The sequence below is a fragment of the Roseobacter cerffii genome, assembly GCF_054226325.1.
The window spans coordinates 773,640-797,320 of record NZ_CM135757.1 but is presented as its reverse complement, the minus strand read 5'-3'; the positions used below and the strand labels follow the sequence as shown (position 1 = coordinate 797,320).

Annotated in this window: 21 protein-coding genes; 14 read left to right on the top strand and 7 right to left on the bottom strand. The window is 62.6% G+C overall.

What is annotated here, in order from left to right; all coding sequences use genetic code 11:
• Nucleotides 1–38: 38 nt before the first annotated feature.
• Nucleotides 39–524 carry a class I SAM-dependent methyltransferase gene (locus tag ACVC7O_RS03985; protein WP_458324792.1) on the bottom strand — a complete coding sequence of 162 codons (486 nt, stop codon included), beginning with the start codon at nucleotides 522–524 and terminating at the stop codon, nucleotides 39–41.
• A 171-nt stretch (nucleotides 525–695) separates the two neighbouring features.
• Between ACVC7O_RS03985 and ACVC7O_RS03980 the strand changes: the two genes are divergently transcribed.
• From ACVC7O_RS03980 to ACVC7O_RS03960, 5 genes are all read left to right on the top strand, one after another.
• On the top strand, nucleotides 696–2,468 hold the full coding sequence (locus ACVC7O_RS03980) for an ABC transporter ATP-binding protein (protein ID WP_458324791.1): 1,773 nt from the start codon (nucleotides 696–698) through the stop codon (nucleotides 2,466–2,468).
• Nucleotides 2,461–4,380 (top strand): ABC transporter substrate-binding protein, encoded by a 1,920-nt coding sequence (locus ACVC7O_RS03975; protein WP_458324790.1) that lies wholly within the window; start codon nucleotides 2,461–2,463, stop codon nucleotides 4,378–4,380. The genes ACVC7O_RS03980 and ACVC7O_RS03975 overlap by 8 nt, the downstream gene beginning before the upstream one ends.
• The gene (locus ACVC7O_RS03970; protein ID WP_458324789.1) at nucleotides 4,377–5,405 is read left to right on the top strand and encodes an ABC transporter permease; all 1,029 of its coding nucleotides are present in this window, start codon (nucleotides 4,377–4,379) and stop codon (nucleotides 5,403–5,405) included. Before ACVC7O_RS03975 ends, ACVC7O_RS03970 begins: the two co-directional genes overlap by 4 nt.
• Nucleotides 5,402–6,556 (top strand): ABC transporter permease, encoded by a 1,155-nt coding sequence (locus ACVC7O_RS03965; RefSeq protein WP_458324788.1) that lies wholly within the window; start codon nucleotides 5,402–5,404, stop codon nucleotides 6,554–6,556. The genes ACVC7O_RS03970 and ACVC7O_RS03965 overlap by 4 nt, the downstream gene beginning before the upstream one ends.
• A gap of 292 nt (nucleotides 6,557–6,848) precedes the next feature.
• Complete coding sequence (locus ACVC7O_RS03960; protein WP_458324787.1) at nucleotides 6,849–7,679, top strand: LysR family transcriptional regulator; 831 nt, start codon at nucleotides 6,849–6,851, stop codon at nucleotides 7,677–7,679.
• On the opposite strand, the gene ACVC7O_RS03955 is transcribed toward ACVC7O_RS03960, so the two are convergent.
• The gene (locus tag ACVC7O_RS03955) at nucleotides 7,676–10,030 is read right to left on the bottom strand and encodes a mechanosensitive ion channel domain-containing protein (RefSeq protein ID WP_458324786.1); all 2,355 of its coding nucleotides are present in this window, start codon (nucleotides 10,028–10,030) and stop codon (nucleotides 7,676–7,678) included. The genes ACVC7O_RS03960 and ACVC7O_RS03955 overlap by 4 nt on opposite strands.
• Before the next feature lie 299 nt (nucleotides 10,031–10,329).
• On the opposite strand from ACVC7O_RS03955, the gene ACVC7O_RS03950 reads away from it, so the two are divergent.
• The 9 genes from ACVC7O_RS03950 to ACVC7O_RS03910 all read left to right on the top strand — a co-directional run bounded on the left by ACVC7O_RS03950 (nucleotide 10,330) and on the right by ACVC7O_RS03910 (nucleotide 17,228).
• Nucleotides 10,330–11,544, top strand: a complete 1,215-nt coding sequence (locus ACVC7O_RS03950) for a glycosyltransferase family protein (protein WP_458324785.1) — start codon at nucleotides 10,330–10,332, stop codon at nucleotides 11,542–11,544.
• Complete coding sequence (locus tag ACVC7O_RS03945; protein ID WP_458324784.1) at nucleotides 11,541–12,788, top strand: glycosyltransferase family 4 protein; 1,248 nt, start codon at nucleotides 11,541–11,543, stop codon at nucleotides 12,786–12,788. The genes ACVC7O_RS03950 and ACVC7O_RS03945 overlap by 4 nt, the downstream gene beginning before the upstream one ends.
• A complete protein-coding gene (locus ACVC7O_RS03940; RefSeq protein ID WP_458324783.1) occupies nucleotides 12,785–13,858 on the top strand; it encodes a glycosyltransferase family 4 protein in 1,074 nt (357 codons plus the stop codon). Before ACVC7O_RS03945 ends, ACVC7O_RS03940 begins: the two co-directional genes overlap by 4 nt.
• Nucleotides 13,855–14,439 (top strand): histidine phosphatase family protein, encoded by a 585-nt coding sequence (locus ACVC7O_RS03935; protein ID WP_458324782.1) that lies wholly within the window; start codon nucleotides 13,855–13,857, stop codon nucleotides 14,437–14,439. The genes ACVC7O_RS03940 and ACVC7O_RS03935 overlap by 4 nt, the downstream gene beginning before the upstream one ends.
• Nucleotides 14,436–15,581 (top strand): glycosyltransferase family protein, encoded by a 1,146-nt coding sequence (locus ACVC7O_RS03930; protein WP_458324781.1) that lies wholly within the window; start codon nucleotides 14,436–14,438, stop codon nucleotides 15,579–15,581. The genes ACVC7O_RS03935 and ACVC7O_RS03930 overlap by 4 nt, the downstream gene beginning before the upstream one ends.
• Complete coding sequence (locus ACVC7O_RS03925) at nucleotides 15,571–16,332, top strand: polysaccharide deacetylase family protein (RefSeq protein WP_458324780.1); 762 nt, start codon at nucleotides 15,571–15,573, stop codon at nucleotides 16,330–16,332. Before ACVC7O_RS03930 ends, ACVC7O_RS03925 begins: the two co-directional genes overlap by 11 nt.
• Nucleotides 16,329–16,808: a class I SAM-dependent methyltransferase gene (locus ACVC7O_RS03920; RefSeq protein ID WP_458324779.1), complete on the top strand. Its 480-nt coding sequence runs from the start codon at nucleotides 16,329–16,331 to the stop codon at nucleotides 16,806–16,808. The genes ACVC7O_RS03925 and ACVC7O_RS03920 overlap by 4 nt, the downstream gene beginning before the upstream one ends.
• A 63-nt stretch (nucleotides 16,809–16,871) precedes the next feature.
• Nucleotides 16,872–16,991 carry an entericidin A/B family lipoprotein gene (locus ACVC7O_RS03915; protein ID WP_458324778.1) on the top strand — a complete coding sequence of 40 codons (120 nt, stop codon included), beginning with the start codon at nucleotides 16,872–16,874 and terminating at the stop codon, nucleotides 16,989–16,991.
• A gap of 120 nt (nucleotides 16,992–17,111) precedes the next feature.
• A complete protein-coding gene (locus ACVC7O_RS03910) occupies nucleotides 17,112–17,228 on the top strand; it encodes an entericidin A/B family lipoprotein (RefSeq protein ID WP_458324777.1) in 117 nt (38 codons plus the stop codon).
• Nucleotides 17,229–17,234: 6 nt separating this feature from the next.
• Here ACVC7O_RS03910 and ACVC7O_RS03905 read toward each other — a convergent pair whose 3' ends face one another.
• The 5 genes from ACVC7O_RS03905 to ACVC7O_RS03885 all read right to left on the bottom strand — a co-directional run bounded on the left by ACVC7O_RS03905 (nucleotide 17,235) and on the right by ACVC7O_RS03885 (nucleotide 23,427).
• Nucleotides 17,235–17,414, bottom strand: a complete 180-nt coding sequence (locus ACVC7O_RS03905) for a hypothetical protein (RefSeq protein ID WP_458324776.1) — start codon at nucleotides 17,412–17,414, stop codon at nucleotides 17,235–17,237.
• Nucleotides 17,415–17,427: 13 nt separating this feature from the next.
• Complete coding sequence (locus ACVC7O_RS03900; RefSeq protein ID WP_458324775.1) at nucleotides 17,428–17,751, bottom strand: TraR/DksA family transcriptional regulator; 324 nt, start codon at nucleotides 17,749–17,751, stop codon at nucleotides 17,428–17,430.
• Between the two features lie 862 nt (nucleotides 17,752–18,613).
• Nucleotides 18,614–19,738, bottom strand: coding sequence for an ABC transporter permease (locus tag ACVC7O_RS03895; protein WP_458324774.1), 1,125 nt, complete (start codon nucleotides 19,736–19,738; stop codon nucleotides 18,614–18,616).
• Nucleotides 19,739–22,435 (bottom strand): ribosome-associated ATPase/putative transporter RbbA, encoded by a 2,697-nt coding sequence (rbbA, locus tag ACVC7O_RS03890; protein WP_458324773.1) that lies wholly within the window; start codon nucleotides 22,433–22,435, stop codon nucleotides 19,739–19,741.
• Complete coding sequence (locus ACVC7O_RS03885; protein ID WP_458324772.1) at nucleotides 22,432–23,427, bottom strand: HlyD family secretion protein; 996 nt, start codon at nucleotides 23,425–23,427, stop codon at nucleotides 22,432–22,434. The genes rbbA and ACVC7O_RS03885 overlap by 4 nt, the downstream gene beginning before the upstream one ends.
• Nucleotides 23,428–23,681: the final 254 nt, after the last annotated feature.

Genomic DNA, 23,681 nt, shown 5'->3' with positions numbered 1-23,681 from the left:
GCCAAGGGTTCCTCAGAACCCGGGCAAGCGCAAGGCCCTCAGCGTTGATAGACAAAGCAGCGGCCCGATACTGCGCCGTCAGGCAGCGCGATCTCTGTCAGATCGTCAAAATACATCCGGTCGCTCGACACCATCAGCCCGCCGGGCGCGAGCAGCGGCGCGATCACGGGCGAGATCTTGCGGGCAAAGATGTCATTCTTCTCGGCATTGTGCCCGCCAAGGTCCGCGTGGATCAGCCGCGCCGTTGGCCCGAACCGATCCAACGCTTCAGGCAGCGTCTCGAACACATCGCCCAGCACCACACGGTCGTCGGGTGGGGTGCTGTCCGGGTGCGAGGCCACGGCCCGCTCGAAAACATAGATGTCGCGCGGCGGCAGGATGCTGCATATATGATGATAGGTGCGACCATTGCCCAGCCCGAGCTCGAACACGGGACCAGTCATCTCGCGCACGAGAGCAGCCGCGTGATTCAAACAGGCCCGCTGCGACACCATGCGGTCGATGAAGAGATCCAGACGGCTCATGGCCACTCCTTAACAAAACCTTCATCTTCAGATGCCTCTTTTTGTTCAAAACCACCAGTCGAAAGCCGCTCACACATCTGTGCGCTGGACGCGAGCAGCGAAATCGCGTTGACTGACTTTGCGGGACGACAGTTTTTAAGGACGTATGCGGAACAGGGAAGAGGTAGAGACGTGGTAACGCCGCTGCTTGATGTGCGCGATCTGAGCATCGGCTTCGGGTCAGCGCAGCCCGTCGTGCGCGACGTCTCCTTTCAGGTCATGCCCGGCGAAACACTCGCGCTCGTCGGCGAAAGCGGGTCGGGCAAGACGATCACCTGTCGCTCGGTGTTGCGGATCCTGCCGCCCACGGCCCGGATTCACAGCGGGGTGATCACCTTCAGCACCGGCGGCAAATCCTGCAACCTGCTGGCGGAGTCGCGGCGCATGATGCGCAAGATCCGCGGCAACCAGATCTCCATGATCTTTCAGGAGCCGATGCGCTCGCTCTCGCCGCTGCACCGATTGGGCGACCAGGTCTCGGAAGTGCTGCGGCTGCACCGCGATATGACCCAATCCAAGGCCAAGGCGCGGGTGCTCGAGACCTTCGACCGCGTGGGCTTTCCCGAACCTGAGCGGGTGTGGAAATCGTATCCTTTCGAGATGTCAGGCGGCATGCGTCAGCGTGCGATGATCGCGATGGCCATGGTTGCAAAACCGGAACTGCTGATCGCGGATGAGCCGACGACCGCGCTCGACGTGACCACGCAAGCGCAGGTGCTCGGGCTGATCAAGGACCTGCAGAAAGAGACCGGCATGGCGGTGATCCTGGTCACCCATGATCTCGGCGTCGTGGCCAACATGGCCGAGCAGGTCGTGGTGATGAACAAGGGCCGCGTGATGGAGCGTGGGCCCGCGCCTGTTGTTTTGGGCGCACCCGCTCATGGCTATACCCAGAAGCTCTTTGCCGCTGCGCCGGCGATCCCCGAGGTGGCTGCCCCCGCGCGGTCCGAAAAGGGCAACGATCTCATTCTCGACCTGCGCAATGTCTCCAAGACCTACACGATGCGGGCGGGCGGCTGGAGCAAGCCGGTGGCGATCACCGCTTGTCATGAGGTCAACCTCTCGCTGGAGCGCGGCAAGACGCTCGCCGTCGTGGGCGAAAGTGGTTCGGGCAAGACCACCTGTGCCCGCATTGCCCTGGGCGCCGAGCTGCCCGATGAGGGCGGACAGGTGCTCTTCCGGCCGGGTGCGAATGCAGATGTGGTGAAAATCCACGACATGTCGACGGAAGAACGCGTGTGCTTCCAGCGTCAGGCCCAGATGGTTTTTCAGGACCCCTACTCATCGCTGTCGCCCCGCATGCGCATCGGCCAGACCCTGACCGAGCCGATGGAAATCCATGAGCTTGGTACTCGGGCCGAGCGGCGCGAGAAAGCCGCGGAGATGCTGCGCTGGGTCGGGCTCGATCCGTCGATGCTCACCCGCTATCCGCATGCCTTCTCGGGTGGTCAGCGCCAGCGGCTGTCGATCGCCCGCGCGCTCACCCTCGACCCGGTGCTGCTGGTCTGTGACGAGCCGACTTCCGCGCTCGATGTTTCGGTACAGGAACAGATCCTGACTCTGCTCGAAGACATACGAGACCGTATGGGTCTCAGCTATCTCTTTATCAGCCACGACCTTGCCGTGGTGGCGCGGATCGCTGACGAGGTCGCGGTGATGCGGCAGGGTGTGATCGTAGAACAGGCGCCGCCCGATACGCTGTTTTACAACCCGCGCCACCCCTACACCTGCGCGTTGATTGCGGCACAGCCCGAACCGGACGTGAACCGCCCGATCAACCTCAAGCTGGTGGCCAAGGGCGCGGGCAAACCCTCAAGCTGGCCGGAGGCTTTCCGTTTTGAAGGCGTGGCTGCGCCCGCTTTGACCGAGCTGGAACCCGGCCATAAGGTGCGTTGTCATGTTTAGATATCTCGTTTTCCTCTGCACCCTATGCGTTGCCCTTGCTGCCCGCGCTGAGGTCCCAGTGCCCTCTGAAAGCACCTTCTGGAAAAGCGAGGTGCGCAATGACATCCTGCCGCCCGTGGCTGAGCGCCTGCCATCCGAACCGCTGGTCGTTGATCTGGAAGCGAAGGGCCGCAGCTTTGGCGAACAGGGTGGGACGCTGCGCACGCTGGTGTCGCGGTCCAAGGACGTCCGCCAGATGGTCGTTTACGGCTACGCACGGCTCGTCGGCTATGACCAAAATTACGAGCTCTACCCGGACATCCTGCGCGACATCGAGGTCGAAGAGGGCCGCAAGTTCACGCTGCATCTGCGCGAAGGGCACCGCTGGTCGGATGGGCACCCGTTCACCTCCGAGGACTTCCGCTACTACTGGGAGCATGTGGCGTTGAACCGCGAGCTCAGCCCCGCTGGCCCGCCGCAAAGCATGATCGTCGACGGCGTGCTGGCCGATGTCAGCTTCCCCGACGAGACCACAGTTGTGATCGAATGGCCCGCGCCAAACCCGCAGTTTTTACAACTGCTTGCGCAGGCCAGCCCTTATTTCATTTACCGCCCCGCGCATTACCTCAAGCAGTTCCACGCCGAGTTCACCGACAAGGCAACGCTGCGCCGCGCGATCAAGAAGGCCCGGATGCGGTCCTGGGCGCCACTGCACAACGACCGTGACAACCTTTACCAGTTCGACAATCCGGACCTGCCGACGTTGCAGCCGTGGATGAACGCATCCGGCACCAAGTCGAGCCGCCATGTCTTCGTGCGCAACCCCTACTATCACCGGATCGACACGCGGGGCGTGCAGCTTCCCTACATCGACGTGGTGGAGATGACCGTCGTGGGGGGCGGTCTCATCGCCGCCAAGGCCAACGCTGGCGAGGTGGATTTGCAGGCGCGGGGGCTCAATTTCCCCGACATCTCGATTCTCAAGAAAGGCGAAGCCGACGGAGCGGGCTACCGGACGCTGCTCTGGGCGAATGGGGCGGCCAACCAGATCGCGATCTACCCCAATCTCAATTTCGCTGACCCGGTCTGGCGTGAGGTGATCCGCGACGTGCGCTTCCGCCGCGCGCTGAGTCTTGGGATCGACCGACGCATGATCAACCGCGCGCTCTATTTCGGGCTGGCCAAGGAGGGCGGCATGACGGCGCTGGCCAAGAGCCCACTGTTCGATCCCGCCAACCTCTTCCGGTGGTCAATCTATTACCCGGCCAAGGCCAACGCGCTGCTCGACGAGATGGGGCTGACCGAACGCACCGCCGACGGCATCCGCAAGCTGCCGGACGGACGGCCCATGGAATTCGTCATAGAGACCGCAGGCGAGCGCAAGGAGGTGGAAAACGCCCTGGCCATCGTGACAGACACTTGGCGCGAGATCGGGATCAAGCTGATCATGCGCCCGCTCGACCGCGACATCCTGCGCAACCGCGTCTATGCGGGGCACAGCATGGCCGCGGTCTGGTTCGGCTGGGACAACGGGCTGCCGCAGGCCTATACGCCACCCGAATATCTGGCCCCCACCCATCAGGAGTTCTTTGCCTGGCCCAAATGGGGACAGTATTACCAGACCGGCGGTGAGGTGGGCGAGCCGCCCGACATGCCTGCCGCCGAGCGGCTGATGCAGCTCAGCTGGGACTGGGATCACACCGAAGACACCGAAGAGCGCGAGGCGATCTGGCGCGAAATGCTGGAGATCCATGCGGAACAGCAGTTCGGCATCGGCATTCTAGCCGAGGCGCCGCAGCCCATCGTCGTCTCGAAACGCCTGCGCAATGTGCCGGAAGAGGCAAAATGGGCCTGGGACCCGGGCGCACATTTCGGCATCCACCGCATTGATGAATTCTACTACGACGAACCGTTCCAGCAGCTCACGCAATGATGTTTCTGCGCTACGCCATCTATCGGTTCATCACGATGCTGCTCACCCTGTGGGTGGTTTCCATCCTGATTTTCGTGATCATCAACCTGCCCCCGGGCGACTATCTGTCCAATCAGATCGCCGAGCTGCGCGCGACCGGCCAGGCCGAAGGGGTTGCAAAGGCCGAGTTTCTGCGCACCGAATACGCGCTCGACCGTCCGATCTGGGAGCAATATCTTATCTGGGTTGGCATGGCCCCCGGCCCGCAGGGCTGGTACGGGCTCATCCAGGGCAACTTCGGCTGGTCCTTCGAGTTCGACCGCCCGGTGAGCGAGGTTGTCGGTGACGCGCTCTGGCTCACCGTTCTGGTGAACCTCGCCGCGGTGCTCTTCGTCTATCTGGTCGCCCTGCCCTTGGGCGTGATCGCCGCCGCCAAATCCGAGACCTGGGTCGACTACACCGCCGCCTTCGTGGGCTATCTGGGCCTCGCGACACCGAACTTCCTGCTCGCGCTGATACTCTTCTACTACGGGAACAAGTACTTTGATCTGCCCATCGGCGGGCTGATGGCACCGGAGTTCGAGGGTGAACCGATGTCCTGGGAGAAAGTCAAATCCATCCTCGTGCACCTCATCGTGCCGACTTTCGTAATCGGCACCTCCGGGGCGGCGGCCATGATGCAACGCCTGCGCGCGAATATGCTTGATGAATTGTCCAAACCCTATGTGGAGACCGCCAAGGCCAAGGGGCTGGGCCCGTCCAAACTGCTTGCCAAATACCCGCTGCGCATGGCCTTCAACCCCTTCGTGGCTGACATTGGCAATCTGCTGCCCGCGATGGTGTCCGGCTCTGTGCTGGTCTCGGTGGTTCTTGGCTTGCAGACGATCGGTCCCTCGCTGCTGACGGCACTCAAGTCACAAGACCAGTTCCTCGCGGGCTTCGTGCTGATGTTCGTGGCGCTGCTCACGCTTATCGGCACGATGATTTCCGACTTGCTGCTGGTCCTGCTTGACCCGCGCATCCGATACGGGGCGCGCGGCGGATGAAGCAATTGCCCGATGGCCGCTATGTGGACGAGGCACCCTGGTCGGATGATCAGGACCTCTCGGCACTCGAACGCTCAGACATGGACGCGCCCAACTGGGTCCTCGTCTGGCGCAAGTTCAAGCGGCATCGGCTGGGCCTCATATCTGGCATCTTTCTGCTGATCAGCTACCTGATGCTGCCCATCGCGGGCTTCATTGCACCCTATACGCCGAACGAGCGCAGTTCGGACTATCTCTACGCGCCGCCGCAGTCGATCAACCTCTGGCATGAGGGGCGGTTCATCGGCCCCTTCGTCTACCCGACCGAGGCCACCGCCGATCTGGTCAACTACCATTGGACCTACGAGACCGACACCACAACGCCAATGCCTCTGCAGTTCTTCTGCGACGGCGACACCTACAAACTCTTCGGGTTCATCCCGTCCAACACCCATCTCTTCTGCGCGCCAGAAGGTGCAACCGTCTTCCTCTGGGGGTCCGATCGGCTGGGTCGTGACGTCTTCAGCCGCATCCTCTATGGCGCGCAGCTGTCGCTGACGGTGGGCCTGATCGGCATCACCGTCTCCTTCGCTTTGGGTATCTTCTTTGGCTCGATTGCGGGCTATTTCGGCGGCAAAACCGACTGGCTGATCAACCGCGTGATCGAGATTCTGCGCTCACTGCCGGAACTGCCGCTCTGGCTGGCGCTCTCGGCGGCCGTGCCCTCCAACTGGGGGCCGGTTGCCGTCTTCTTCATCATCTCAATCATCCTCGGCATCCTCGACTGGCCGGGACTGGCGCGGGCCGTCCGAAGTAAGTTCCTCTCGCTGAGAGAGGAGGAATATGTCCGCGCCGCCGAGATGATGGGAGCCAAGCCAGGTCGGGTAATCCGAAGGCACCTCTTGCCCAACTTCATGAGCCACCTCATCGCCTCAGCCACGCTGTCTATCCCGGCGATGATCCTCGGGGAAACCGCGCTCAGCTTCCTCGGCCTCGGCCTGCGGGCGCCTGCGGTCAGCTGGGGTGTGATGCTCAATGACGCACAGAACCTCGCCAGCATTGAGATCTACCCTTGGACGGCGATCCCGATGCTGCCGATCATCTTCGTCGTGCTTGCGTTCAACTTCCTCGGCGACGGGCTGCGCGCCTCGCTCGATCCTTACAAATCCTGACCGACGCGCCTGCGCCTCAATGGCCAAAGCCGCTGGAAAACCTGCACAAGAGCAACGCGCGCACTCCGCAAAGCTGGCACAAGACGCGAGGCGTAGCCCTTGCGCCGACGCAACTCGACTTGCAGTTCTGCAACGCGGGCGCGTTCCTTTTCATATTCCGTGGGCTTTGAGTATGCGTTAGGCAGGGGTTGGATCAGAGGCATCATGGGGCGTCTCCTTTCTGGGTTGCCTCATAGGTAAAGCGTCGCTGGCGCGCCCATCAGCCCCCGAAACCGCAGGTGGACTTTCACGAATGAAAACCGGCCCCGATTGGAATGACCTCGCCTACTTCTCCGCCGTGGCCCGCACTGGTGGGCTGATGCGCGCCGCCGAGGAGCTTGGGGTCAGTGCCGCCACCCTCAGCCGCCGGATGAAGGCGTTCGAGGCCGCACTTGGGCGGCGGCTCTTCTTGCATGGTTCGGACGGCTACAAGCTCACGTCCGACGGCCGCGCGCTGGCCCAGCAGACCCGCAGCATGGAGGATGCCGCGCGCCAGATCGACATCTGGCAGGGGCAGGTCGCAGGCCCCGTTTGCGTGCGCATTTCCGCAGGCACCTGGACGGCCTTTGATCTGGCCGAGCGACTGTCTGACTACTGGAGCCCGTCGGACGCATGGGTGCCGGAGTTCATGTATTGCGATCTCGATCTCGACATTGCCCGCCGCGAGGTCGACATCGGCATCCGCAACCGGCGCCCGGACCAGCCCTGGGTCGCCCGGCAACAGATCGGGTGGGTGGACTATGCTGTCTATTCCGCCGACGATGGTGTCGAGGGCTGGATCGGCCCCTCATGGGACGCCGTGATCACCCCATCGACCCGTTGGATCCAGCAGAACCATGGCGACGGGATCGTGACCAAGGTGAACAACCCGCATCTGGCCTGCGCCTTGGCGCGTGCAGGCGTGGGCCGGGTGGTGCTGCCGGTCTTCGTGGGAGACCGGATGCATGGGCTTGCGCGCCTTTCGGACCCGATTGAAGAGTTGCGCAGCGCGCAATGGCTGGTTTCACATCACGAAGGCCGTAATCAGCCGCCGATCCGCGCCGCCCTAGATGCCATTGCCGAATACCTCAGGCAGCGGCCTTAGCGGTCGTCGCCCGCCTCTTCACCGTCGAGCAGCTCCTCTTCGATCTGCGCCTGTGCCGCAGCGGTGACCGCCTTCTTGTCCTCTTCCGAGAGCTCCTCCACCTTGCCGTCGGCGAGCCGCACGGTGACCTCTTTATGAGCGAATTTGATGCCCTCTCGCTCGAAGAGCGCGCGGATTTCCTCATAGACCTTCTTGCGCACAAGCCACTGATCGCCCGGCTTGGTCATGAATTTCACGCGGATGATCATCGCGGAATCCTGCATCTCAATCACGCCCTGTGACTTCAGGGGCTGGATGAAATTCTCGCCGATCACCGGATCATCCAGCAGCTCGACACCCAGCTTCTTGATCAGCTTGCGCACCTTCTCCACATCCGTGTCATAGGTCACGCGCAGCGGCAGTTTCATGATCACCCAGTCGCGCGAATAGTTCGTCATGACCTGGATCTCGCCAAAGGGGATCGTATGCAGCGCGCCGAGGTGGTGGCGTAACTGGAAGGAGCGCACCGAGATTTTCTCCACCGTGCCTTTCACGCCGCCCACATCCAGGTATTCACCCTTGCGGAAGGCATCATCGAAAAGGAAGAACCCACCCGAGAAGATGTCGCGCACCAGTGCCTGGCTGCCAAAACCCACAGCCACGCCGATCACACCTGCACCGGCAAAGAGCGGGCCCACGTTGACCCCCATCTCCATCAGCACGATCAGCGCAATGGTCACCACCAGGATGACCAGAATGAAATTGCGGAAGAGCGGCAACAGCGTCGCTAGCCGGCTCGCGCTCGAGCCGCCGCCCTCGTCGCCCAGCTCGCCCTCGTCCAGATCGCCCTGCTCTTCGAGGATCTTGTTGTCAATCCAGATGCGGAAGATGTGATAGACGATGTAGCCGATGAAGATGATTACCATGATGTCGAGCAGACGGTTGGCAAACGTCTCGGCCATCTGCGCGGATTCGTTGTCCCAGATATAGAAAAACGCATAGACACCGGCGACGAAGGCCAGAATGCCCGCCACCCGCCGGGCCAAGGCTTCGAAGGAGTTCAGCGCGTGGCGCGGCTGGAGCTGGCGCACCTCCTCCTCGATCTCGGCTTCCTCTTCCGGTGTGAGGCTGTCGTCCGCGCGTGCTTCGTTCAACTCGCGCAGGGCGCGGGCGCGCTGGAAGCTGCGCTCGATCATGAAGTTGATCACGCCATAGACCACGATGATCGTCATCAGGATGCCGTAGGCGCCGCCGATCAGCGGAATGGAAGACGGGTTGCCGAGGACAAGATCATAGGTCAGCTCGACCCAGGCAAAGATCACATAGACGATCACCAGCGGCGCCCAACTCGTCGCAAGCACCTTCACGATCCAGCTTGTCTGCTGCGGCGGCTTCCCGTTGCGGATCGCGTTGGAAATGGCCCTGCGATTAACCAGCACCATGACGATGTTCAGCAGCACGACAAGGCCCGACATGATCGACGACAGGAAGGCGTAGACGTCGTAGTTCAGACCCAGTTCGCCGATCCAGACGCCGAAGAGAATGGCGCACACATCGACGATGGCGACCGTGACCAGCCAGAGGTGTAACCGCCGCGCGTCGCGCGTCTCCATCCGGGGAATGCGGTATTGTGCCATATAAGGCGACAGGATCATACGCCACAGACCGGCAAGAACGCGGCACAGAAAGTACCCGGCGTTTACGATGCTGGCGGTGAATTGCACCGCAGGGTCCTCGATCGGCCCAAAAAACAGCGCCCCCAGCACATAGGCGACGACCATGGAAATCAGGATGCCGATGACCCCGAGAAAGAAGCGAAAGACCAGCCAGGGCATCTTTTCGGAGTACCCTTGGGGGTTCTCGCGGGTGCGGGCCACCACCCAATGGATGGCAATGCGCCTGCCATAGACGAACCGCTCAACAAGCCAGCCGATAAAGAAAAGCCCCAGCGAATAGACCAGCACCTGCCCGAAGGTCCAGATTTGCCCGGTCGGGCTGGTGGCGCGCAGGATGTAGAGCACCTCGTTGAACGCATTTGGCAAATCCAGAACCCGTTCCACTAGGGCGGCGCGGAACTGTACGGCCGCATCCTGGGCCTGCATCAGACCGGAACTGTCGGTTGGCTCCGGCACAGCGGTTTCGGCCTCAGTCGGCGTGGTTAGGACCTGCCCCTCGCTGTCGATGACAACAACGCCAACGCCATTCTCCGCAGCCTGTCGCATGATTTCGGATATCTGGTCATCGCTTTCGCTGCTGCCGGTTGAGGCACCGGGGAAGAGAGACCCGACCCCCTGTGCCTGCAGTGGCGCGATAAACAGCGCTGTTGTCAGAAGAATGCAGCACAGCAGCGCGACAAATTGGGCGAGACGCATAAAAACCGTCCGAAAAGAGTAACAATCGACCGAAACGGTAGGGGAGGCCGCAGATCATTGCAATTGAACATCATTGCAAACTCTGGCGATCAGTCGTGTTTTGCACCCGGTTAACTTTTATGCCACATACAAATACGACCAAGGGAGTGCAGCGCTCCTCTATGACGCAAGGACTGGCCGATGCGGCTGATTTATGTTCCAGATGCCGTGGCCAGCGGTCCTGACATCCCCAAGTGGCGGCTTCACAGCCTTTTGTCTCTCGTTGGATACCGCACCCTCTGATGAACGTGCAGAAACACATGAATGCAGCTGCACCATCTGCGGCAGACGGTGAGAACGCGGGGCCGCAGCGGCAGCACCGCGTCATGCTTTACAGCCACGACACCTTCGGACTGGGGCATCTTCGACGCTCGCGGGCTCTCGCCTCGGCGCTCACAGCCTATGACCCCGATGCATCCGCCATTATCCTCACCGGGTCACCCGTCGCGGGCCGCTTCACGTTCCCGGAAAAGGTCGACCACGTGCGCCTGCCCGGCGTCACAAAACTGACTGATGGGACCTACGTCAGTCAAACGCTCGGTCTCGACATCGATGACACAACCAGCCTGCGCTCCGGCCTGATCCAGACAGCGGTCGAGCAATACGAGCCCGACCTGTTGATCGTAGACAAGGAGCCCACGGGCTTTCGCGGCGAACTGCTGCCAACACTGGAGTGGATCGCGAACCGCGGGACCACACGTTGCGTGCTCGGCCTGCGCGACGTGTTGGACGAACCCAAAGCGCTTGCCGCCGAATGGGCACGCAAGGGCGCTACGGAGGCGGCTGAGCGCTTCTATGACCAGATCTGGGTGTACGGTCCCCGCTCGGTCTATGACCCGACGCAAGGCCTGCCGCTGAGCGCGGCCACCCGCGCCCGCATACATTGGACGGGATATCTCCGCCGCGAGGTTACCGATGTGGCCGAAACTCCGGATACGCCCTACGTGCTGATCACCCCAGGCGGTGGCGGCGATGGTCGGGCGATGGTCGATCTGGTGCTGGAAGCCTATGAGCTCGACCCAACATTGCAGCCGAACGCCGTTCTGGTCTACGGCCCTTTCCTCTCGGGCGAAGTGCGCGACGCCTTCGAGGCCCGGGTCGCCATGCTGAACGGCCGCGTCATCGCGGTCGGCTTCGAGAGCCGCATTGAATCGCTTTTTGCGGGCGCTGAAGGCGTGGTCTGCATGGGCGGCTACAACACCTTCTGCGAAGTGCTGTCCTTCGACAAACGCGCGGTCATCGTGCCGCGGACGGTGCCCCGACTTGAGCAGTGGATTCGCGCCTCCCGCGCTGAAGAGCTCGGCCTCGTGCGTATGCTCGACGAAGAACGCGACGGTATGAGCGCCCAGACGATGGTCGATTTCATTCGTGCCCTGCCCGCTCAGAGTAAGCCCTCTCAAGCGGGGGCCGACGGTCTGCTCGACGGGCTTGACGTGGTTGTGGCCCGCGCGGCCGCGCTATTGGCCGAGAAATGACACGCACCACCGGCCGGCTGGCGGTGGTGGTCAAAGGCTGGCCACGCCTGTCCGAGACCTTCATCGCACAGGAACTTGTGGCTCTGGAAGAGGCGGGGCTGGCGCTCGAAATCTGGTCACTGCGCCACCCGACCGACACCAAGACCCACCCGCTGCACGACCGGCTACAAGCGCCGGTGCGCTACCTGCCAGAGTACCTCAAAGACGAACCGCTCCGCGTGCTGCGCGGCGTGCTACACGCTCTGCGCCGTCCAGGGTTTCGGGCGGCCTGGCGCGCCTTGCGCCGCGATTATGCCCGTGACCGCACGCCCAACCGCTTGCGCCGCTTCGGCCAGGCCTGCGTGCTTGCACGCGAGTTGCCCAACGACGCGCCAGGGCTCTACGCGCATTTTCTGCACACACCTGCCTCGGTCGCGCGCTATGCCGCGATCTTGCGCGGCCTGCCCTGGTCATTCTCCGCCCACGCCAAGGATATATGGACCTCCCCCGAGTGGGAGTTGCGCGAAAAGCTTGATCCCGAAAGCTTTGGCGCCAACTTCGGGGCGACCTGCACCCGCTTTGGCGCAGAGCACCTGCAAGCGCTCGCCGATACGCCACAGCGGGTCGATTTGATCTATCACGGGCTTGATCTGGCGCGCTTCCCGGCCCCACCAGACCGCCCGGCACGACGGCCCGGCGATCCGATGCAGCTCATGTCCGTGGGGCGGTTGGTGGAGAAAAAGGGGTTCGACCGGCTCATCGATGCGTTCGCGCTGCTACCGGCGGAGCTTGACTGGCACTGGACGCATATTGGCGGCGGGTCTCTGAAAGAGGCGTTGCAGTCACAGGCGCAGGCGCGCGGAGTGGCCGATCGCATCACTTGGCGTGGCGCCTGCGACCAGCCCGAGGTGATCGCGGCGATGCGCGCTGCTGACCTCTTTGTGCTGCCCAGCCGCGTGGCCGCTGACGGCGACCGCGACGGCCTGCCGAACGTCCTGATGGAAGCCGCGAGCCAGAAGCTCGCAATCCTCTCCACCCCCGTCTCGGCGATCCCCGAATTCATTGATAGTGGCACCCACGGCCTGCTCAGCGACGATGCGCCAGACAGCCTCGCGCAAGCCATGGCCGATCTCGCGAGTGACCCGGAGGGCGCAATGCGCATGGCGGAGGCGGCTTATGAACGGCTGCGCGTCGAGTTCCGGATGCAACCGGGAATTGCCACGCTTGCGAGCCGATTGCGCGCGATGATCCAGGCCGACAGATGACGCAGGTCGCCTTTTACGCCCCCATGAAATCACCAATTCACCCGGTGCCGTCCGGTGACCGGACCATGGCGCGTGCGGTACTAAAGGCGCTCGCCCATGGAGGGCTCCAGTCGGACCTTGTCTCAACCCTGCAGACCCGTGACAAGGCTGGCAACAAAGACGTGCAGGCCCGCCTTTTTTCCAGCGCGGAGGCTGAGGCGACACGCCTAATTGCCGAAGGCCGCACCACGGGGTGGCGTGCCTGGGTAACCTATCACAGCTACTACAAGGCGCCCGACCTGCTCGGCCCCAAGGTCAGCGCCGCACTCAACATCCCCTATCTGCAAATCGAGGCAACCCGTGCACGCAAGCGGCTAGACGGGCCGTGGGCGGCCTTTGCCGAAGCCGCCGAGGCCGGAAGTGATGCCGCTGCCGCCATCTTCCACCTGACTGAACGTGATGGCGAGGCGATACGCGCCTATGCGCCGTGCAGGCAGAGGGTGGTGCATCTGCGCCCATTCCTTGCGCGTGAAGACCTGCCGCCGCTCGGTCCGCGGTTGGGGCCAATGCTGGCCGTGGGCATGCTGCGCTACGGCGACAAGTTTGCGTCCTACGAGCTCATTGCCGACGCTCTCAGCCTACTGAAAACACCCGACTGGCGCATCGTTGTCGCTGGCGACGGACCGGCACTTGGGGCCGTAGCGTCGATGATGCAGCCCATCGGCGAGCGCGTTACGTTGCGCGGCTCGCTCGATGCGCGCCAGATGCAAGCCGCCTACCAACACGCCAGCCTGCTGTTCTGGCCCGGCGTGAACGAGGCCTTTGGGATGAGTTATCTCGAGGCGCAGGCTGCCGGGCTCCCAGTGGTGGCGCAGGATCGCCCGGGGGTGCGCGACGTACTGGCTCCAGGGACCTACCCCGACCCCGCTGCAGGTCCGGCAGCGCTTGCCGCCCGGATCGACGCGCTGCTCGACGACCCGGGCAAGCGTCTCGATCTAGGCACGCAGGCCCGCGCCCATGTGGCCAACCATCACCTGCTCTCCACGGCAAGCGCCACGCTCTGCGGGACCATCGCGGAGTTGATCGCATGATCCGCCTCGCGCTTTTGCGACACGGCCATACGGCCTGGAACCGGGCGGGCCGCATCCAGGGACGCACGGATGTGCCCCTGGATGCGGAGGCGACAGCGCAGCTTTCCAGCCTACGCCTGCCGGAACCGTGGGACACGGTGCAGCTCTATGCCAGCCCGCTTGAACGCGCCCGGCGTACTGCAGAGCTCATTGCGAACCGCCCGCCGCAGACGGAGCCTGCGCTCATCGAGATGGACTGGGGCGCATGGGAAGGCCAATACGGAGCCGACCTAAGCGCAGACCCAACAAGCGGCTTTCGCGACATCGACGACTGGGGATGGGACTTCCAACCTCCCGCCGGTGAAAGCCCAGCCGATCTACGGGCCCGTCTCCTGCCCTGGGTCGCAACACTGGACGGCGCCGCACTCGCCGTCTGCCATATCGGGATCATGCGCGTGCTGATGGCCGAAGCCACAGGTTGGAACTTCCAAGGCCCCGCTCCTTTCCAGATCAAACGGAACCGCCTCTACGTGGTCACCATCACCGGCGATCATTGGCAAGCCAGCGATACGCCGGTTCGGCTGGAGGCGACCGAGCCATGACGATCACGATCCTCGTCACCCATCTGCTGGGCACCGGCCATATTGCCCGCGCGCTCACCCTCGCACGGACTTTCGCCGAAGCAGGTCATCGCGCCGTGGTGCTCTCCGGTGGGTTGCCAGCGCCGCATCTCGACGCGAGCGGCGTCACGCTGGTGCAACTCCCGCCGCTGCAATCGGATGGTGTGAATTTCACGCGGTTGCTCGATGCCGAAGGCAATGTCGCCAGCACAGCCTATCTCAGCTCGCGCCAGGCGCTGATCACGCAGACGCTGATCAAGGACCCACCCGATGTCCTGATCACCGAGCTCTTCCCCTTTGGCCGCCGGGTACTGCGGGCCGAATTCCTCGCCGCAATCGAGACCGCCCAGAGCTTGCCTCGCCAACCTCTGATCTGCAGCTCTATCCGCGATATTCTCGCGCCACCGTCGAAGCCAGCCAAAGCAAAAGCCACGCATGAGGTTATCAAACAGCACTATGATGCGGTCCTTGTGCATTCTGACCGGCAAATCACTCCGCTCGAAGCCAGCTGGCCGGCAAGCCCCGATCTGGCGGCGCGTCTGCAGTACACCGGCTTCGTTGCACCACCTCCGGCGCCCCCGCATCCGAAGCATCTTGGCGCAGGCGAGGTCATGGTCAGCGCGGGTGGTGGTAACGTAGGAGGCGATATCTTCGCCGCAGCGCTTGAGGCGGCCAAGACCGATCCACAGCGGGTCTGGCGTCTGCTGGTGGGTGGCAGCGACCCCGCAGCACGCATCGCCGCCATCGCGCAAGCTGCCCCACCCAACGCGCGAGTAGAGCCCGCACGCCCCGACTTCCGCCAGATGCTGCATCACGCAGCCGCATCGATCTCCATGGCAGGCTACAACACGGCGCTGGATCTGTTGCAGACCGGCGCGCCCGCGGTGCTGGTGCCCTTCGATGCAGGTGGAGAAGTCGAGCAGGGCCTGCGCGCTGGGGCCCTGGCCCGCCTGCCCGGGATCTCTGTCGTGCCAAGCGGCGATCTTTCTGCAGAGAGACTTCTGGCCGCCCTGCAGCAGGTCATCGATGGACCTCGCCGGACACCGCGCAGAGACGGTTTGGATGGCGCCGCTGAAACTGTCCGGATTGTTCAGCACCTGTTGGAGCAGCGGCATGGGTATTGACTGGACCCCGCTGCGCGCAGAACTGGCCAACTGGCGCCGCGCCTGTCAGGTACTGCCGGTCTGGTGGCGTGACGACGATGCGATCTCGGCGACCCCGGCGCTCGAGAAACTCAGCCTGATAGCCGAGGAGCTGAGCCTGCCCGTGCACCTTGCGGTGATACCCGCCTTTGCGGACGAGGCTGTGGCCAAGGCCGTGGCAAAGACGCCATTTCTGATCCCCACGGTGCACGGATGGGCGCACGAAAACCGCGCGCCCGAGGGTCAGAAGAAGGCGGAGTTCGGGGCGGTTCACACAGATACGGAGCAACTGCTGGCCCGCGGTTTGACAGAGCTGCGCGCGCGCTTCGGAACACGCCTTGTTCCGGCGTTTGTTGCCCCATGGAACCGTCTGCATTCCGACGTGCTGCCGCACCTCGTCACCGCAGGCTACCGCGCGGTGTCGACTTTTGCGCCACGCACCGCCGTCAGCCCTGTTCCGGGTCTGGTACAGATCAACACCCACATCGACCCCATCGAATGGAGGGGCACACGTGGCCTCACAGCGCCCGATCAAATCATTGCCGAGACTGTGAAGGCCTTGAGAGATCGGCGGGACGGTGCGTCTGACCCGACGGAACCCTTCGGCTATCTCACTCACCACCTTGTGCATGATGCTGATATCTGGTCATTTTCCCGCGCCTTTCTGACCGAACTCATGGAAGGAGGCGCGGTGAGCATGCCGCTGACCCAAGTCCTGAAGGAGACCTCATGAGCCGCCTTGAATCCATGCGCCGCAGGCTGACAGCCCAGATCGACGGGATCAATTGGGCGACAGAGACGGTGGCAGCGCTGCAGGGCGATGTGCTTGAGATGGGCCTCGGCAACGGGCGCACCTACGATCACCTGCGCGAACGCCTGCCCGACCGGCGCATTTGGGTCATCGACCGGGTGTTGCAGCCGCACCCCTCCTGTATACCGCCCGCCGACTGCTTCCTCGAAGGCGAGGCCGATGCGATGCTGATCCGACTGGCCGAAAAGGGCGCCCGCATCGTCCTGGCGCATTATGATTTCGGGTTTGGTATCAAAGAGAAGGACGTAGCCGAGGGCGCGCGTCTCTCACCGCTGATTGCCCCGCTCATGGTGCCGGGTGGGCTGATCGTCAGCCAGCAGCCCTTGACGGGTTTTGAGAAGATCTGTGGCCCAGAAACGATCGCGCCTGACCGATACCTCTTTTATCGCGCGCGCTGACACGCGCGGGGGAACCTTTCCGCACCACGGGCGTTGCTCTTTGGAACAAAGAGAGGAAAGACCATGTTGAGATTTGTTGCTGCAATCACCGTTCTGACCGCGCTGGCCGCCTGTGAAACAACAAAAGGCGTCGGCCGCGATGTGGAAGACGCGGGCGAAGCGATTCAGGATGCCGCGACCTAAGACAGCACGACATGCGGACGACGGAAAGAGGTGGCCTGCGCCACCTCTTTTTTTGCGTGAACTGGCCTGCGAATTCGGTATACCCTGCGGCTACGACCGATCAACAAAGGACTTTTCGAGATGATCAGACTTGCCTTCGCCCTCGCGGCTATCCTTGCTCTGGCCGCCTGCGAGACCACCAAAGGCGTGGGCCGCGATATCCAGAACGCAGGTCAGGCACTCGACGACGCGATCTGACGCGCGTCAGGCCGAGATCCGCGCCGCCACCAGCCACGAGACAGGCAGCGCCAACAGCGCACCGGCCCCGGCAGCGATCAGAATGGGCATCGCTGCGGTATAGCCCGCGCTCAGCACCGTGATCACCCCGATCCCGGCCATAGTCGCGGCCACGAAACAATAGAGAATTGCGGTCAAACGGAGCATGGTCACGCCCTCCTTAGGCGGCTTTGGCTGCACAGGTCTTGCACAGCGGTGTATCGGGAAGGACTGCCAGCCGCGCGTCGGAGATGTCATCGCCGCACTCGAGGCACACGCCGTAGGAGCCGGCCGCGACCCGCCCTAGTGCGGCGTCAATGCGGCGGAGCTCGTTCAACTCGGCCTGACCCAGTGCTTCCAGCACCTCATCCCCTTGCCGTTCGGACGAAAAATCTTCCCAGTCCTTGGGGGGCGTTTCGTCGAGCTGGTGCTCCACCTCCGCAAGGTGACCGACCAATTCCGCCCGGCGCGCGAGCAGGATGTCCTTTGCTTTCGCATCATCCATCGCGTTCTCCTTCCTTTCGGACAGAGACCTCGCATAGCTGCCGTCAGCCTGCATTGATGTGGGTCAAGTATTTGGAGACACGCTACGATTTCGAAGCCGCAAACAAGCGAAAGGCGCCAGGGGATCGAACCGAGGTCCGTTCCGTGCCGAAGCACATCCTGACGCCTTCTTGAACCTCTATATCCCCCCAGAGGGCGACAGCAGGCCCAGCTTGCGTGAGAGCGTCACCACTCTCCGCCGAGACAACCTGTCCGAAAACCGGCCATCCCCCGCATCATCCCTGCCTGACACATCCTTGCCAGTTTGGCCCTTGCGAGCCGCGCCGACCTCTCAGCACCAAGCCTCCACCGCCCTTTCGCCACGAGACTTTCGCCTCCACACGATCCGACCTGCTTCCTCGTGGGGTTTGCGACCCGAACCTGACCCGAAGGCCTATTCCGTCTCGCCACCACCCCGAGGGGGCTTTGCGACCTCAGCTTCGTTCAGTGAACTCTGCTGCGGTAAATAAAGGTTGCGTCCGAAGAGGTGAGTCGTGCAACAGAAAAATGACGAATTTGGGAAATTTCTTGTGGATAATCTATTGAATTTATTGTGGTTTCAACTGTTGGTAGCTTGGGGATAAGTTCCATTTCTTGTTTGGTTTGGCCCGCTTACGGAAGGAACACTTTTTCGCAGGTCAGCGAATTCTTGAGCTCCCACGAACCGTCGTTCGCTTTGCGTCACCACGTCAAATCCGGCCCGTTCAAGCACCTGAACCGTCCCACCGCTGGATCGCGGCATATGTTGGACAGCGTGAGATGCCATTCGCTGTCTTCAGCCTCAAGGAGAACGAGTGGCCGGATGCCGCGCACATCAGAGCGCTTTACTTCTCTTGTGCCACCGAACGCCGAAACATCAGCAAGCTGACCGTCAGCAAGGCGCCGCCCAGCAGCGCCATCCAGATGAATTCTGGCCACACCGTCTCGATCCCGCCCCCTTTGAAGACGATGACCTGGCTCGCCGACATGTAGTGGCGCGAAGGCAGGATGAGCGTTCCGATCTGCAGCCAGCCCGGCTGACCTTCGATGGGCGTCTCGCCTCCGGACAGCATCAGCATCGGCAAGACGGTCAACATGACCAGTAGCGCAAACTGCGCCATGGAGCGCGCGAGCGTCGCCAGAAAAACGCCGAGCGCGGTGGCTGTGAATAAGAATAGCGCCGTGCCCAGCAGGAACAGTGTTTTCGAACCTGCAACTGTAATCCCAAGCGAGCCTTGCATCACAAATGTCAGCGACAGGGCCGCGGCGACCAGTACGACGGCAGCATTGGCCCAAATCTTGGCCACGGCGATGTCAAACGGAGCAAGCGGCATGGCGAGCAGATGCTCGATTGTTCCGTGCTCACGCTCGCGGATCATGGCGGCACCCGTCAGGATTGTCGTCAGCCACATGATCTGACCGATCAGCGCGACGATCCCGGCAAAACGCACCGTGTCCCGGTTCGGGTTGAAGGCGCTGCGCAGGATGACATCCACCTGCGGCGGATCGACCAGATCGGCACCCACAGCAAAGCGCTGGATTTCAGCCGCGAGGATGCTGGTGATGTAGTTCGCACCGATCCCCGCCTGTTCCATCGCGGTGGCGTCGATCAGCACTTGTATCTCCGGCACGCGACCCGCCCGCGCGTCGCGCTCGAAACCGGGTGGCACAGCGACAACAAAGAGGAACCGGCCCGCATCCATATGCGCCGGGCCAGACCCTGGCACGATCTGCTCAACCGGCTGAAACTCAGGGGGGAAAAAGGCCGCTGACAATGCCCGGGACAGTGGCGAATTATCCTCATCCGCAAAGGCGATGGAGGCATTGTTCACGGAGCTCGCAACGCCGGTCGCCTCCATGATCGGCGCCAAGGTGAACGACCAGACCAGCAGCGCCATCATCACCCAATCACGCCGCAGACTCATCATCTCTTTCAGACCAAGCCAGAGGATGCAGGAAAGGCGTCGCATTCAAACCTCCTGCGCGCGCAACGACAGCGCGGCAATCAGCGTCAGCACCGGCCCGAAGCATGCAAGAGCGAGGATGTCTGGCGCGAGCGCTTCCCACCCGAGGCCCTTGGTGAAGGCGCCCACGTTCAGATGCAGAAAGTAGGAGGATGGCCAGAGAGAGCCGATCATCTGCGCTCCGCCTTCCAGCGTCGAGACCGGCTGCAGCAGCCCCGAGAATTGGATGGTCGGCACGACGGAGGCGATGGCGGTCGCGAAGGTGGCGGCCACCTGGCTGGAGGTCATGGTGGCGATCAGCAGCCCGTAGGAGGTGGTCGCCCAGACGTACAGCAACGCGCCGATAGCCAGCGGGATCGGGTCACCCTTGAGCGGGACGCCGAAGACCAGAACCGTCATACCAGCCAGCAACAGGAAATTTGCGTAGGCGATGGCGATGTAGGGCAGCTGTTTGCCAATCAGGAATTCGAAGCGCGTCGTCGGTGTGACGTAAAAGTTGGTGACAGAACCCAGCTCTCTCTCGCGTGCGACGCTCACCGCGGTGAGAACGGCGGGCAGCATGATCAGCAAAATCGCGGGCATGGCTGGCGCCATCGCGGCAATGCTCTCAAAGCTCTGGTTGTACCGAAACCGCGGTTCAATGGTGGCGATCTCTGGCTGATATATACCGCTGTCGCGAGCCAGTTCGTTCAGAAAGGTCTGGTGCAGCCCCGCGACATAGCCCTCCACCGTCTCGCCCTTGAACGGAATGGCGCCGTCCACGGTGGCCAACACCTCGGTGGGCTCGCCTGCCCGCAGCTTCCGCCCGAAGTCCTGCGGCAGCTCGACCACAAGGGATACATCGCCCGCGATCAGGCGGTTGCGCCCATCCTCGGCGCTTCTCAGTGGTGCGGTCGGACTGAAGTATCGCGACCCGGAAATCTCTTCAGCGTAAGAACGGCTCTCGGGTCCTTGCGAGAAATCTAGCACAGCAAAATCCAGCTCTTCGATATCAAGCGTGATGCCAAAGCAGAACACCAGCATCAGGATCGCCGAACCGAGGAAGGCGAAGGCTAGCCGCACCCTGTCGCGCAGCACCTCAACCGTTTCCCGCCGGGCATAGGCCAACGCACGGCCAATACCCCCGCCCGATCCCCCTTGTGGGGTCTCGACCTCAACTTCCGGGGCCACAACCGGCGTGGGTGGTTCGGCCGCTTTCAAGATCGAAATGAAAGCGTCTTCGAGGCTGGCCGCCCCTTCCGCTGCGATCAATTCGTCCGGCGTCCCTTCCGCGAGGACCCTGCCCGCATGCATGAACGAGACGCGGTCGCAGCGTTCCGCCTCGCCCATGAAGTGCGTCGACACAAAGATTGTGACACTGTCCTCGCGCGAGAGTTCGACCAGCAGCGCCCAGAAGGCATCGCGCGCCTCCGGGTCCACGCCCGACGTCGGCTCGTCGAGGATCAGAACGCGCGGACGATGGATCACGGCAACGGCCAGGGAGAGGCGCTGCTTGATGCCAAGTGGCAAGTTTGCAGCCAACGTATCGCGATGGGTACCGAGGCCAAAACGCTCTATGAGCGCATCGACCCGGGCCGCCCGGTCCGCAATCGCAAAGATGCGCGCGTGCAGTTGAAGGTTCTGCGCCACGGTCAACTCACCGTAGAGCGAGAATGCCTGGCTCATGTAACCGATCTCGCGGCGCATCTCGCGATTACGTGCGTCCACTGGCTTGCCAAAGAGCGACGCCTCGCCCGAGCTGGCGGGAAGCAGGCCGGTCAGCATCTTCATGGTCGTCGATTTGCCGCAGCCGTTTGACCCAAGAAACCCGAAAATCTCTCCGCGGTTGATCGAGAAGTCAACGCTATCGACTGCTATGAAGTCACCAAACCGACGGGTCAGCCCGCGCGCGGTGATGACGGGATCATGCTCAATGAGGCGGGTGGGGACAGCATCGGAGGATGCTTGCAGTGCATCTTTTGCCTGCAGTGTTCGGTATGCGGTTTCGAGGTCTTTCGCCTGGCCCCTTAAAGCATCAGGGCTGCCTTCAAAGATCACGCGCCCAGCATCCATCGCGATAATGTGCTCGAAAGACTGTGCCTCTTCCATATAGGCGGTTGAGACCAGCACCGAGAGGTCGGGCGTCACGTCCCGAATGGCATTGACCAACATCCAGAACTGGCGGCGTGACAGCGGGTCAACACCAGTTGTCGGTTCATCGAGCACCAGCAGTTTCGGATCATGGATCAGCGCACAGCAGAGCCCCAGCTTCTGTTTCATTCCGCCCGAAAGCTTGCCCATCAGCCGGTCTTCAAAGGGCGCCAGGCCGGTCGCCGACAGCAGCGCCGCGATCCGCGTGTCGCGCTCCTCTGGTCCTTGTCCAAACAATCGCGAGAAGAACTCGAGATTTTCGCGCACCGAGAGCTCGGCATAAAGATTTCGGCCCAACCCTTGCGGCATGAATGCAATGGCGGGGCAGATACGGCGCCGGTGCGCGGGATCGTTGATCGGCCCACCAAGGATGTCGATCTCTCCAGCCTGCAGCTTTTTGGCGCCGGTGATCAGGCCAAGCAGTGTAGACTTCCCCACGCCATCCGGCCCAACGAACCCGATCAACCGACCGGCGGGCAAATCGAGCGAGACGTCGTCAAGCGCGATGTGCTTGCGATACCGATGGGTGACGCCCGCGATGCGAAGCGGCGGCGTATCGGTCTCAGCGGTCATTCGAACAGCTCGGCCGGGATGCGACGCTCCAGCGCATCAGACCAGGCGATCTCGGGATCCAACCGGATCACGGCGACGCCGCGCAGGCCAGTCTTCACGTGTTCAATCCGCCCTGCGATCAGGTCTTCCGGGACGCGGACGCGGACCCGAAAGACCAGTTGCTCGCGTTCGTCCAGGGTTTCAACCTGTTTTGGGGTGAACTGCGCTTCCGGCGAAACGAAGGTGACGGTCGCTGGAATGGCGTAGTCCGGCAGCGCGTCGAGGACGATCCGGGCTTCGGCTCCGAGGCGCAAGAGCCCCGCTTCACCGGCTGGCAGGAAGACCTCCATATACACGTTCTCAAGGCTGAGAAGCGTCAGGATCGGCTCACCGGCACCGACAACCTCGCCCGGTTCCGCCAGCCGATAGAGCACACGTCCCTGCATCGGAGCGATGAGCGCGCTGTCTTCAATCTGTGCCTCGATCCGGCGCACATCGGCCTCTGCGGCCGCGATCTGACTGTCCGCCGTAGCAACCCGGGCCTTGGCGGCTCCCAGGACCGCGTCGGCCACCTGATAGTCGGTTTCACGGTCTTCGAACACGGCCTGCGAGATGTTCTCCCCGGTCAGCAAGGCGGCAGCGCGGTCGAACTCCTGCTTGGCCCGGCGCTGCTCGCTCTCCCGCTGAATAACGACCGCCTCGGCCTCAGCCTTGGTCTGACGCGCGAGCGCGGCCTCGGCCCTGGCACGGTCAAGTGCGGCGGACAGCTCATCGGTGTCCATTTCGACCAACAGGTCGTCTTTGGCAACAAGGCTGCCTTCCGCCGCCATGACATGTGCAACCCGACCGGCGATCGTCGGCGCGATCTCGACCTGTTCCGCCTCGATCCGGCCATTCCCCTGAACAAAGCCCGCCGACAACGCATCAGGCTGGTCCGAAACGACCGTGAAAACGGCTATTCCGGCGAGGACCGCCGCCGTTATCGCAAGGATTATCTTGGAACGTGTTTTCATGAGCTGACACCTTGGGAATGACTACTGGTCCCGAGCTACTTTGAAGACGAGGGGTATACTTTGCGCTGAATCAAATCCGCGCGTCCAATTCGACAGAGATGTCTCCAGCTGCCATGACGGATCGGCGGATGATTCACCGCCCGACGCCAAAACGACGCGACGACATGTGCACAATCATGTCCTTATGCAGAGCGCCGTTGGCGGATTGATTGGATACAAGGCCCCGAGATCTGAGACCGCAATTCGCTGGGGGT